Consider the following 12,820-nt stretch of genomic DNA (forward strand, 5'->3'; position numbering starts at 1 on the left):
CATAGAATTGGGGCGGGATTTTAACAAATCCCACCCCAACTATTGACAAAGAGCCGTTTTATGCACACCCTCCAGAATCCGGAAGCCCAAACTCTGTCAAATAATTTCCAAAAGCTTCAGTATTTCATTGTGAGGCTTGCCAGCATCCGCCTGAAATACGTCAATGTGATTCAGATCCCCGCTTCTGTCCGTAAAGGCAGGGAATAAAAAGCCGCATACGGGTTTATCCGGCTCATACTCCCCGCTCAGGGGGCAGACAGCGCAAATCATATATTCAAATACCTCCTCTGATTCCCACTGGCGTTCCTTGTCAGAACCTTTTGCCGGGATATCATAACGATCATGGAAAACCAGGATGGCATACTCCCTCTCTGCACGGTAATGCTCCATAATAACATCATAAAATGTATCCATCAGGGCATCATTTTTCAGGCCGCATTCATTCATGGCCATGAGAAGCTGCCACATACTTCCTGGTTTCCGCGCACCTTGAGGATATTCGTACTTTTTCAGGTTCACATTCGTGGCTGCAAAGGGGATTTCCTTAGCCAGCTTCAGTTTCTTTGTCCGTTCTGATGCCGATAATTTAAGAAAATTAATATTAAAACTCCCATCAAAATCCCCATCCCTGTCAACATAACATCCTGCAATTCTGGTAAAGGAGGTGCGGGAAAGGGTCATCCGTCTTGTAAGCTCCAGCATGTCTTCTCTGTTTATCATAATCTGTCCGTTGCCTTCCTGTCTTTTCTGTCATTCATAAACAGATTGTACCATATACTTCATGGTCCAACAACATATTAAAATTGTATTCAGTTAAATTATATACAGGTAGGTGCGCCATATGGCGAATGAAATGATAAAAGAAACAGAGCAGGTAATAGACCAGGAAATTGTCATGGCATTGTCTATTGACCGTGTCATGGGCCTTCTGCTGATTGGAGTGACCATGTTAATCATTTTTCGGGCTGTATTGATAGCCAGGAAGGCTTCTCTCCTCCATCCGCAGAAGAGCCATCCCCAGAACTGCCAATAGTGATTGGGTAATGGGAACAGACAGCCATACGCCCTCTAGCTTCATGACAGGAGGCAGTCCAAGAGTCAGAAGGAAGAATAAAAGTACTGGTTCACCATAGACCAAAAGGTAGGAAAACAAGTTCTGTTTTGTTGCATAAAAATAGGATGTGGTGGTCCTGCAAAAGGCAATAAAGAGGAAACCGGCAGTAAAAACCGGCATACTTTCAGCCACAATCGGGAACGCAGAGGAGGATGCGCCGAAAAAGCCGGAAACAGCACTCCTCAAAAGGCAGAGAATTCCCATATTGGCCAGAGCAGTAACGGCGGCAAACAAATATGCCATGTTCCGCACGGTTCTGGCCTGCTTTGGTTTTCCGATTCCAAGGTAAAAGCTCATGAGAGGCTGGCTTCCATCTCCGATTCCCTGTAAAAGCAGCTGTACGATGGCTACCACATAGGATATCACTGCATAGGCGGCCACCGCAGCCTCACCTCCATACACATATGCGCTCCGGTTAATCAGCATGATTACAATAAAGGGGGAGATTGTAAGGCCGAATGGCGATACGCCTGTACCGGCAATCCTGAGCATCTGCTTTTTCTTTAATAAAAAGTGTTCTTTCCGGATTCCTTTTATTCTGGATCCCATGAATAAAATACAAGGGACCACTGTAACCCCCTGCCCTATGACGGTGGCGGCCGCGGCGCCCGCCACACCCTTGTGGTATACAGCTACAAACAGGAAGTCCAGCAGGATGTTGGTCAAAAATCCTCCAATCATGGATCCCATGGCTGTCACTGCCCCTTCATAATTTCGGATCAGGGGTGCAAAGCCGGTTGCAAAGAGCTGAAGCAGGGAACCTCCAATCAGAATACGGATATATACCATGGCTTCTCCATACACGCTGCCCTCTGCCCCTGACAGTCTGAGGACCGGGCCGCATAATGCAAACAGGACAGCCATAAGCAAAAGCCCTCCCAAAAACAGGGTGGTAAGAGTATTTCCCAGGCACTCTTCCTCCCTCTCCCGGTCTCCTTTTCCACGGTAAAGGGATATCCAGACAGCGCCTCCCATGCCGATACCCGTTCCCACAGCCTGGACCAGGGCAGCCAGCGGATAGGCAATATTCACGGCGGCAAGTCCAATGTCTCCTATGTTTCTCCCAATAAAAAAGCCATCCACAATCGTGTAAAGTCCTGAAAAGGCAAATGCAAGCATGGACGGAAGTACTGCTCCTATAAAACGTCTTAACATGACAAACCTCCCATTATTTGATACAATGAGAATAGTATAAACCTTAAAGCTGCTTGAAAGTCAATCTGTTTTTAATAAGGTCCCCTGTATAGAATGGAAATTGATAGGGACTTTTAATAAGGAGGAATACCTTGAAACACATCAGCCGTATAAAGGAAGTGTCAGAACTGTTCCATTTGCCGGCTTCGGCCCTGCGTTACTGGGATGACGAGGGATTGATTCGCTTTGAAAGGTCAAAGGACAACCATTACCGCTGTCCCACTTCCCAAACCATGCTGGATATATGTGATGTGATTTTTTACCGCAGCCTGTCTCTGTCCATCAAGGAGATAAAGTCCATTCCTGGCATGTGCGTAGAGGATGTGGACCACACCCTGGAGACAAACGCAAGACGGCTGGAGGACCAAATCAGGCAGATGCAGATGACGCTTGAAAAGCTTCAAACACGGCGCTCCATGGTCCAGCGCATTATGGACCTGGAGCGGACTTCGTTTCAGGTCCTGAGGGACCTTCTCCCTGCCATGAAACTGTTTTCTCCTGAGGACAGGGAATCCCTGGAGACCTATGTACAAGATCCATACCAGTCCTCCATTCTGATTAAACCACAACAAGGCCAGGAGATAGAGTATGGTATCTTCCTGGCCTGCCCGGATTATGATTTGGGAAACAGTGTCATCCTGCGGGACCAGGACGCCGAATCCAGGCTGTATCTGAAGGGGCTTCTCAAGGTAAATGCCCAATCCCCGGACTGCAATAACGCAGGAGCTTTCCTGGAAGCCGCCCAGTCCATGGGATATGGCTCAGGACAACTGACAGGCCGTTATCTGCTAACTGCCTGTGACGGGTACCGCTGCGATTATTACGAAGCCTGGCTTGAGATATGGGACAATGGATAATGAGTTGTCAGCTGACAATTTTCAGATATACCCTGGATGTGAGTATGGTCAGGTTCATGGCTGACAGCAGATTTGTGACAAACAGGACAAATATCCGTATCCTCCCACCCATACACCCGTAATCGTATTATCTTCGGTATCCAAATTAACGTATATTCTGGAAATGCTGTTTAGATTATGCCCCTGTTCAAAGATATACTGGTCCTGTTTTGACACGTACCTGTATAAATAGCAGGCCAGGGCACAGTTGGAGGTGCCGGTTGCGGATTCCTCATCTATGCCGTAAAGCGGGGCAAAATTTCTGCATATGGCAGTCAGACCCATCTCCTTTGCCAGGGAAAACGCATGGATGCCGATGCATTCTTTCTCACGGCTTAGTCTGGTGATGGCGGAAAAATCAGGCGTCATCCGGCCCAGAATCTCAGGGTCCGTTACCGGAAGTATAATATCTTTTAATCCTGTGGACACGATTTGCACAGGTAAGGCATCCGGGATACCGTCAGAATCAAAGCATGCCTTCACATCCCCTTTATCCAGTCTTTCATAGAACTCCGGGATATTCTGCTCCATGAATATCAGACCGCTTTTATCCACACGTATTCTCAATATACCGCATTTTGTCTCAATGGTATACTCCTGTTTTTCAAGCCGCCCTAAATGCCGCAGCACAGTAAAAGTCCCGATTGTGGCGTGACCGCACAGAGGAACTTCGCCCACAGAGGTAAAGTATTCTAATTTAAAATCAGCCAGCTCTGAATCAGCGACAAAGGCGGTCTCTGAATATCCCATAAGAAGGGCGATTTCTGTTTTTTCTGCTTCATTCAGGCGGGCCTGCTGCAATACCACACCCGCCTTGTTTCCGCCTCTGTTATCTTTGCTGAACGCATTTGCCACATAAACATCCATTATCATTCTCCTATGCGGAACATAATCCTGTTCCTAAACTCCTGCGCCTTGCCGTCATTCCAATCATGGACAGGTCTGTAATAGCCCGCAATCCTGCTGTAAACATCCGCAGCGCCATTGCATTTCGGACACCTCTCCTGTCTGCCGGGCAGATAGCCGCAGGTCTGGCAGATGGTATAAACAGGAGACAGTGTGAAACAGGGAATATGGTGTTCTGTAATCATACTGCTGAGCAGATCCCGTGCCTTTTTCCAGTCCTCCAGTTCCCGCTCCATATACACATGGAATACAGTGCCTGTGGTATAAAGAGGCTGCAGGGAATCCTGGTTTATGAGTGCACCCTGCAATGTGCCGTCATAATCCGCCGGCAGTTTGGTGCTGTTTGTATAATAGGGGGTGTCCCCTTCGTGTCCGGCTGTCCGGATCCCGGAAAAACGCTCACGGTCCAGCCTGGCGAAACGGAAGGTAGCTGACTCTGCGGGCGTTGCTTCCAGGCCGTAGAGATTACCGTACTCCATCTGGTATCCAATCAGCTTTTCACGCATATGGTTCAGGACAGAGACAGCAAACTTCTTTGTCTCCTCTGATTCCAGGCCGGCTTTCAGCCACTGCGCATTGAGCCCTGCTTCATTCATGCCGATGACGCCGATGGATGAAAAGTGGTTGTCAAAATCAGTGAGGTAACAGGCCGTATAGGGATAAAGACCATTCTTTAACAGGGTGGAGATCACATTCCGCTTAATGCTCAGGGAACGGGCAGCCAGGTCCATCATCTGGTCCAGCCGGGCATAAAACTCTTTCTCGTCCTTTGACTGGTACGCAATCCGGGGAAGATTGACCGTGACCACGCCAACGGAACCTGTATGTTCCCCATAACCGAAAAAGCCGCCAGCCTTTTTCCGCAGCACATGGAAATCCGGCCGGATTCCATCATAAGAAGTCCTTACATCTTCCGGTTTCATGCCATTTCCCATATAATTGATGAAATATGGGGTTCCGTAATGGGATGCCAGGGAAAACAATAGCCGGTTTTGTTCGTTGTCAGACCAGTCATAATCTGCTCCTATCCCATAAGCCGGAATAGGATACTGGAATCCCAGGCCATTGGCATCGCCTTCCAGCATGGTTTCCAGAAACGCCCTGTTTACCATGTCCATTTCCTTCTGGCAGTCTCCGTAAGTAAATTCCATTCTCCTGCCGCCCACAATGGCCTTTTCGTCAGCCATGTCCCCTGGAACCTTCAGGTCCATGAAAATGTGGGAAAATGGGGCCTGGGTACCCCAGCGGCTGGGAGTGTTGACTCCAAAGACAAACGCCTCCATGCATTTCTTAACCTTATCATAGGACAGGTTGTCTGCCTTCACAAAGGGAGCCAGGTAGGTATCAAAGGAGGAAAATGACTGGGAGGCAGCCCACTCATTCTGCATAATTCCCAGAAAGTTTACCATCTGGTTGCAGAGGGTGGCCAGGTGCTTGGCCGGAGATGCGGTAATCTTCCCGGTGATGCCGCCCAGGCCGTCTAACAGAAGTTTTCTGAGGGACCATCCGCAGCTGTAGCTGGTCAGCATGGATAAATCGTGGATATGGATGTCCCCGTTTACATGGGCATCGGAAATCTCCCGGTCATAGACTTCTGTAAGCCAGTAATTGGCAGTCACTGCGCCGGAATTGTTCAGAATCAGACCGCCTACAGAATATGTGATGGTTGAATTTTCCTTGACGCGCCAGTCCTCCACCTTTACATAGTTATCCACCACATCCTTGTAGTCCAGGATGGTCTTATCCAAATTCCTGATTTTCTCCCGCTGTTTCCGGTATAGTATGTAGGCCTTGGCCACATCAGTGTAGCCGGATTCCTCCAGGACTTTCTCCACGCTGTCCTGTATATCCTCCACGCTAATCCGGCTGTCTTTTATCTTCATCTGGAAATCAGATGTGACCCGGAGCGACAATAGCTCGATAATATCAGCCGTATATGATTTACCTGTTGCTTTAAAGGCCTTCTTGATAGCCAGCGTTATCTTATCCAATTGGAATTCCACGGTTTCCCCGTCCCTTTTAGCCACTAAAAGCATGTTCTTGTCTCCTCCTTGTTAGGCGTGATTCACTGTCGGTATAAGCAGATTTATTATATTATATCAAAGACATGGGCATAAATACAGCATCATTTCACCAGAATACGCTGTCCTTCCATCCGGCGTTTATTGGATGCCGTCAATGGCCTGTATCACCTCTTCCAGGGAAAGCCATTTATCCCATTCATACCCCGGCTTCTCTGAGGATGTGTCATAGACAGCCCGGAATGCCTGATTGTATTCCTCCTGCGTCATCATGACACCTTCCCATTCATATTGATAGATGGGGTTCCCCTCCTCATCAAACTGCACATGGGAGTTATCCTCAGCCCCATAATATCCGGAAGCAATGGGAAGCAGCCGGCCCGATTCCATACTGTACACAATATCGTAGTAGTAATCCATATTTCCCTCAGAGTTGCACAGAAGATTTCCGCGTTCAATATAAGAGAAATAGAGTCTGGACAGCTGCGTTTCATAGGCAGCCCCGTCTGCAAAACTGACTATCTTGCAGCCCGTTGCCTCGTCGATGCCGATTTCCACCAATTCGGGGATGTCGTCGTCATTGATGTAAATTAAATTATACCCCTGCCACTGACCGCTGTCCTGGGATTGGAGAAGGCCGGTATAGGCCTGCTGCCAGCCGGAGGCAGATACACTGGGCCTGCCTTTGCCCGCGCCCAGAAATCCCAGGACAGACTGTACGGTCTTTTCGGCAAGGGCCGAGTTGGCGTTTTCCGACAGACTTCTCTCCAGGGTAAAGCTGCCGTCAGCCTTTCCGCTGTAGATTCTCACCTCAGGATATCCTGTGCCTGTCTTTGGCCCGGAGGCCGGTGAGTAGCTGCATATGATGATGATATCATTGAAACCATCGCTGTTATAGTCGGGAAAGGATACTGCCTCCACCTTGTTAAACGTCTCGTTACTTCGTGTGTTGCCCTCATACACGCCGTCCAGAAGGCAAACTGTTTTTTTCTCCTTCTTTATCTCAAACATAACATCTGCAAGAGGATTTTGAAGGCTGTCCGGTTTATAGGACGCAAATGTGACGCTGCCCAATGGCTCCAGGGTCACATCAAACGTCTGGTCTTTAATCAGCAGATATCCGGCCTCCCCCTGGGCTGAATCAGCCGGTGCAGCGGTGCTGCCTATGGGATGCTCCGATGACTGCTCAGACTGGGAGCCCTCTTGGGTGTCAATCCTGATTTCCGGTTCGGCCTCAGTGCTTTGGGATTCTGACTGTTCCGGGGACAGCGCATGGGATGGTTCCTTGTGCCCGCAGGCAGTCAATACACCGCACAGCGCCATGCAGAGTAAAGGTGCTGTCAGTTTTTTTGAAATATGTTTGTTAGTGATATACTTCATATTTAGTTACCCTCGTTTTCATATGTGCTTTGGTTTTTAAGATACAGTCAATATACAGTCAATATACAGTTAATATAGTTCAGTCAATCCAGTATTTTCTGTCCCGCTACAAGTAAGAGCTTGTCCTGGTCATGTCTGTCACCAAATCCGGGTTATCCTGCTTCATACGTTCCAGCAGAAGTTCAATGTTCGCTGTTTTTCCCTGAATGTTCTTAAATTCCTGTTCCGTAATACCTACCAGCTGGATAAACTCCGTCTTTCCATAGACAGAATCCTGAGACACCGCCTCTGTGTCCATGGTGGTTATCAGTGCCGTGATAGCTGAATCCGTCCCTACATGAAGGGATGTGCCGTTACCTGCTATATACTGGCTGGGGAGAAAAAACTGATTTTGGGTATAGGTGTAGCGGGCAAGATTTGAGAGCATATCAATTGCCCAGAGACAATCTTCCGGCTCCTTTTCCCTAAGCTTGATGGTCATCTCATAACCCCACTTATTCCATTCTCCGCCAAAGGACTCCTCATCTGCATAAAGCTCCGTCATTCCAAATGTCACAATATGCTTATATCCCTTGGGAGAATCATAGATGGAATAGCCGTCCAGGTAGCAGTCGCCGCCAAATATGGCCCTGGCCATCATGTTTGTGCCATAATGCCGGGGCTCCTGTCCCGGGTAGAGCCGCTCAAATTCCTGTTCAATGGTTTCCCAGCCCGGCGCCCATTCTTCGTTTTCTTTTACGCGTTTTAAAAATTCTTCTTTTGTCATTTGATTTCCTCACATGAGTTTTTATATAACCGTGGATGCAAAATATATCATCAGGAATATATCATCCGCGGATTCTATGAATTGCAGGAAGGACCGCAATGTGATACAATACCACACGGGACGTTTGACGGACCGTTTAAAGGGGACCGTATATGTAAAAAAATGTATGTATTGGAGGCTTTGTTTTTATGAAAAAGTGGGAAACGATCAGGGAGTTCATCATGATTACCTTTGCCACCGTCATTGTGGCGGCAGCTGTCTTTTTCTTCCTGATGCCAAGCCATGTATCGGTGGGAAGTATATCCGGTCTGGCAATTGTTCTGGGAAACTTTGTTCCCCTTAAGATTTCAGCAATCACCTTTATCCTCAATATGCTCCTTCTGGTTCTGGGCTTCCTGCTCATCGGAAGGGAATTCGGGGCAAAGACTGTTTACACCTCGTTCCTGCTGCCTGTGGTCCTGGCTGTTTTTGAGACGGCATTTCCGGAAAATGCTTCCATCACCAACGATGCGTTTCTGGATATGATATGCTATATCTTTGTGGTAAGCATCGGACTGGCCATGCTGTTTAACAGGAATGCGTCATCAGGCGGCCTGGATATCGTGGCAAAGCTTTTGAACAAATACCTGCATATGGAACTTGGCCGGGCCATGTCCATGTCAGGCATGTGTGTGGCACTGTCCGCGGCCCTGGTCTATGACAAGAAAATTGTGGTGCTCAGTGTCCTTGGCACCTATCTCAACGGAATCGTCCTGGACCATTTCATCTTTGGCTTTAACATAAAAAAGAGGGTGTGCATCATTTCCCAGCGGGAGGAAGAAATCAGGGAGTTTATCCTGCATCATCTCCACAGCGGCGCCACGATTTATGAAGCCATCGGAGCCTATGACGGCCAGCCAAGGAGGGAGATCATCACCATTGTTGATAAAAACGAGTATGTAACCCTGATGAATTATGTGCTGAAAACAGATAAGGATGCTTTTGTCACCGTGTATACGGTAAATGAAATCATTTACAGGCCCAAGCATTAACTGCAGCCCGGACATAGTTTTATTTCCATTTCCATCTTCTGTCTGATGTTGCCCGCATTCTCATGTTGCAAAGGACCTTTCACTGCTCTACCTGGCGGAAATCAGATACTTTACAATATAATGGTATGCACCCACTGTAAAAGCAGGTATGAGGATTATGTAAGACAGAATATTGAGCATGGTAAAATTATAGACATTGGATGCCTCTCCATATTCAAGAACATATCTGCACACCATGCCCAGAATGGTCATAAGGAGGGTCAGAGGATAGACAGCCCTCTCTTTTGCCTTCCCGTAAAGGCCTGCAAATCCCCAACCTATGATTCCGTAAGAGCAAATCAGCAGATAAGCTTTGGTGAAATCCAGGGGAAAGGGCTGGCTTCTTATGGGAAATGTAAAACAGCCTGCAAAGGCAATATAAAATAAAAGCAGACCCTTTACCATGACAGGATGGCGCATAAGAAAATGATTTATGGATTGGGCCGTCCTGTTTCCGTTTGTCCGGTTTTCTGCATTTGGATTTTTTGCCGCCCTGTTCTCCGCCATTCTGCGCCCTGACAAAAAACACAGGATGCTTATGATTAAAATTACGATGATGAAAGATAGGATACTGACCATACACGTCCTCCTCCCCTGCTGCTGGTTACCATGACAGAACTGAATGACAGACAGCATCACGGCGCCCATGAAAGAAGGCGCTCCACTGCACTGGCAGACATATAATAGCATTCATTGATACTTCTCATATCGTTGGCAATATTATAGACAAAGGGGGCTGTCCAGATGACTGCTGTCTCCTCCTTTTGATAACACGATATAAACACATCCATGCCTTCCTTCCTGTAAACTGACAGTACCGCGTCAGGGGGACCTGGCGGCGGTTCCCGGTCCGGAAGAAAGGCCCAGTTCCTGCCGGTCATATCAGCAAATAACTGGTCTATCACCGGATTGGAGGTGGTGAAAAAATGATTCCGGTTTTTAAACTGTACTTCCACTGTGTCCCCGGACGGGCGTGAAATGCAAAGCAGGGGAATACCTTCTGCCGCCATCCAGTTTTTTTGCGACATGTATTCAATGGTTTCCCGCCCGTTCCATTTTCCCGTTACATTCCATGAATCTGTAAAGAAGGAATCGTCATGGTCCAGGGTAACCGGACGTTCCGGGGTGCTGTATGCCAGGCGCCCCTGATCGGTGCTTACCAGCAAAAGACTGCTCTTTATGTAGCCCTCTGCCGTATCCATGAATGCTGCAAGGGCGTCCGGATCTCCGAAAAAGCCTGTCCTGTCCTCCTGCTGGAGTGCGAAATCTGCTGTGTGGGAGTGCGCTTCCACTGTTTTTTTATCCGGACCTATGTAAAAGATACGAATGCTGTATGCGCCATATCCCTGGTTCATATAAGGTGAATATTCCATGAGATAATCCGCCCCGTTTTCTCTGTAGAGATACAGCATGGTCCAGCCTGCATGGGCCACACTGTAGTCATGCTCCCAGATGACCGGGGAATCAGCCGATTCTCCCGCCAATACCTTAAGGGAGGCATATTGTCCTCCTGATGCCTGGAAATCAGCCAGTCCGGCAGTGATGCGCTCCGGTTCTCCATCATGGTCCAGATCTGCAAAGAATATAACGTCCGCGTCCGTTCCGTATTCCATGGGGCAGAGGGTTCCGGCGTCCGTCAGCAGCTCCGGTTTTACTGTGATTTCAGGCAGTGATTCTGACGCTGTTTCCGGCGCCGGCGCCTCGGACCGGTATTCCATGCCTTCCGGCAGGGCAGGCTCACGCGCCATGCTGCTGGCTGCAGTGGGAGATATTGTGCCGCCGCATCCGCAGAGGAGAACAGTCACAGCAAGTATTGTCACGATTGGGGACCATATCATTTCTTTCCATCCTTTCTCTGCGCGTTTCATTTTTATACTAAAAGTATACTATAAGTGTGGGCAGAGAACTCTTAATTTTCCCTTGCAAAATTCCTAATATCAGCGGTTCTGCGTATGCCTGCCGGACGTTTTGCCCGAAAACATGAACAGAATCAGGGTGATGAATAAAAGAATGCCGATTATTACCAGCGCAACGGATTGGACGAAGGAACATGTTTCATGGTATTGTCTCATCTCGTCTCCCTCTATCCAGCCGCTGTACAGGTCCAGGGCATTTCCCAGGCAGTTATCTTCCAGCACATCACGGTCTGTTATGCGGTATGCCTTTTTTTCCTTATCAGTCAGAAAGCGGGCGGCCCCCTCGTCCCAGTAATATCCCACAGGAAGGGCCACCCTGCCTTTTGCAGGTATTCTGGTGATTGCGTTGTCCACCAGAGCCCAGGTTCTGGTTCCGTCCTTAAAAGTAATCAGGTAATACTGGGCATAATCCGCATACGGCCTCATCCAGAAGGTGGTCCACCGGCTCCGTGTAATGGCGGGGGCAGTGACCCCGTAGGTTGGGCTGCGGCTGCTGTAATAGCCGCGCTGCGTTGACGGCCGGGTTCTGTGGCTGATTTGTTTATAGATACCGGTTGCTTGAAAGAGAGAGGCATCTGCCTCCCATGCGCCGATATAGTTTTTCTGTAAATCCGATACAGAGGTCATGTACCCGGTCGGCTCCGTACAGGGGTAACCTGCCCCGTATTTCAGCTCAAAACTGCCGTTATCATCTTTTGACAGCACTTCCTCTGGGGTTACGGGAACGGCGGACCGGTACAGAAGTCCCTCAGCATTCAGCCGCGGAGCAATGGCAAGGAAGAAAATAAGCAGGACCACCTCTGCCGCAAGCATCCATAAAAGTCCATACCCCTTATCCTTTTTCATACCTTTCGTTCCTCCTGTCATCACTGGCTGTATGCCCGGATCAAGGTGTATCGGATCCTGAGGCATGTATTGTCATTTGTATTATACCATACAAATAAAATCCAGGACATAAAAAGGAACCCCGCGGTTTTGATGATGTGATGCTGCATCACCGCCACTGCGGGGTTCTGTTATGCTATGCCGGGTTTATCCTTCAATGGAGATATATTTCTTTTCTTCTGCCAGTGGTTTCGCTTCCTTTTTTGAAATGGACAGTCTCAGGATACCGTGCTTGAATTCGCCCTTTATATCATCTTCCGTCATATCTTCGCCCACATAAAAGCTTCTTTCGCAGGCGCCGGCATAACGCTCCTGACGGATATATCTGCCGCTCGTATTCTCCTGCTCGTCCTTATCCAGTCCTTTGGCAGCACTGATGGTCAGGTATCCGTCCCTGAGGGATGCCCTGATTTCGTCCTTTCTAAATCCCGGCAGATCCATTTCCAGTTCATATCCTGTATCTGTTTCACGGATATCGGTTTTCATCAGGTTTTTGCCTCTGCGTCCATATAATTTCTTCTCCAGCTTCTTCATATCCTTGCTGTCAAAAAAAGGATCCCTGAAAAATTCATCAAACATATTTTCACCAAAAATACTGGGCATTAACATACGTCATTCCTCCTCTGTTTTTTGTGGGGCTCCCGGAAACAGTTCCGGGAGCCATGTATGGTC

12 protein-coding genes are annotated in these 12,820 nt (G+C 48.3%); 2 read left to right on the forward strand and 10 right to left on the reverse strand.

Annotated features, from left to right (window positions below):
- Positions 1-96 precede the first annotated feature (96 nt).
- Both LI015_RS21685 and LI015_RS21690 read right to left on the reverse strand, forming a co-directional pair.
- Positions 97-720, reverse strand: coding sequence for a DUF4317 family protein (locus LI015_RS21685; protein ID WP_002567683.1), 624 nt, complete (start codon positions 718-720; stop codon positions 97-99).
- Positions 721-949: 229 nt separating this feature from the next.
- Positions 950-2,269 carry an MATE family efflux transporter gene (locus tag LI015_RS21690; RefSeq protein ID WP_227126365.1) on the reverse strand — a complete coding sequence of 440 codons (1,320 nt, stop codon included), beginning with the start codon at positions 2,267-2,269 and terminating at the stop codon, positions 950-952.
- Between the two features lie 131 nt (positions 2,270-2,400).
- On the opposite strand from LI015_RS21690, the gene LI015_RS21695 reads away from it, so the two are divergent.
- Positions 2,401-3,165 carry a MerR family DNA-binding transcriptional regulator gene (locus LI015_RS21695; protein ID WP_227126366.1) on the forward strand — a complete coding sequence of 255 codons (765 nt, stop codon included), beginning with the start codon at positions 2,401-2,403 and terminating at the stop codon, positions 3,163-3,165.
- A gap of 54 nt (positions 3,166-3,219) precedes the next feature.
- On the opposite strand, the gene LI015_RS21700 is transcribed toward LI015_RS21695, so the two are convergent.
- The 4 genes from LI015_RS21700 to LI015_RS21715 form a co-directional block, all read right to left on the reverse strand.
- A complete protein-coding gene (locus tag LI015_RS21700; protein ID WP_227126367.1) occupies positions 3,220-4,071 on the reverse strand; it encodes a PhzF family phenazine biosynthesis protein in 852 nt (283 codons plus the stop codon).
- A 2-nt stretch (positions 4,072-4,073) separates the two neighbouring features.
- Entirely contained in the window at positions 4,074-6,146 is a 2,073-nt protein-coding gene (locus LI015_RS21705; RefSeq protein ID WP_002567688.1) for a ribonucleoside triphosphate reductase, read from the reverse strand.
- Between the two features lie 126 nt (positions 6,147-6,272).
- Complete coding sequence (locus LI015_RS21710; RefSeq protein ID WP_227126368.1) at positions 6,273-7,511, reverse strand: hypothetical protein; 1,239 nt, start codon at positions 7,509-7,511, stop codon at positions 6,273-6,275.
- 106 nt (positions 7,512-7,617) lie between these two features.
- On the reverse strand, positions 7,618-8,277 hold the full coding sequence (locus tag LI015_RS21715) for a suppressor of fused domain protein (RefSeq protein WP_002567690.1): 660 nt from the start codon (positions 8,275-8,277) through the stop codon (positions 7,618-7,620).
- A gap of 188 nt (positions 8,278-8,465) precedes the next feature.
- Between LI015_RS21715 and LI015_RS21720 the strand changes: the two genes are divergently transcribed.
- A complete protein-coding gene (locus LI015_RS21720; protein ID WP_002567691.1) occupies positions 8,466-9,308 on the forward strand; it encodes a YitT family protein in 843 nt (280 codons plus the stop codon).
- 87 nt (positions 9,309-9,395) lie between these two features.
- Here LI015_RS21720 and LI015_RS21725 read toward each other — a convergent pair whose 3' ends face one another.
- The 4 genes from LI015_RS21725 to LI015_RS21740 all read right to left on the reverse strand — a co-directional run bounded on the left by LI015_RS21725 (position 9,396) and on the right by LI015_RS21740 (position 12,757).
- Positions 9,396-9,926 carry a hypothetical protein gene (locus LI015_RS21725; RefSeq protein WP_002567692.1) on the reverse strand — a complete coding sequence of 177 codons (531 nt, stop codon included), beginning with the start codon at positions 9,924-9,926 and terminating at the stop codon, positions 9,396-9,398.
- Between the two features lie 56 nt (positions 9,927-9,982).
- The gene (locus tag LI015_RS21730) at positions 9,983-11,185 is read right to left on the reverse strand and encodes a hypothetical protein (protein WP_227126369.1); all 1,203 of its coding nucleotides are present in this window, start codon (positions 11,183-11,185) and stop codon (positions 9,983-9,985) included.
- Positions 11,186-11,284: 99 nt separating this feature from the next.
- Entirely contained in the window at positions 11,285-12,109 is an 825-nt protein-coding gene (locus LI015_RS21735) for a hypothetical protein (protein WP_227126370.1), read from the reverse strand.
- Between the two features lie 186 nt (positions 12,110-12,295).
- Entirely contained in the window at positions 12,296-12,757 is a 462-nt protein-coding gene (locus LI015_RS21740; RefSeq protein ID WP_227126371.1) for an Hsp20/alpha crystallin family protein, read from the reverse strand.
- Positions 12,758-12,820 lie beyond the last annotated feature (63 nt).

The sequence above is a fragment of the Enterocloster sp. 210928-DFI.2.20 genome, from assembly GCF_020554465.1.
GTDB classification, from domain to species: Bacteria; Bacillota; Clostridia; order Lachnospirales; family Lachnospiraceae; genus Enterocloster; species Enterocloster bolteae.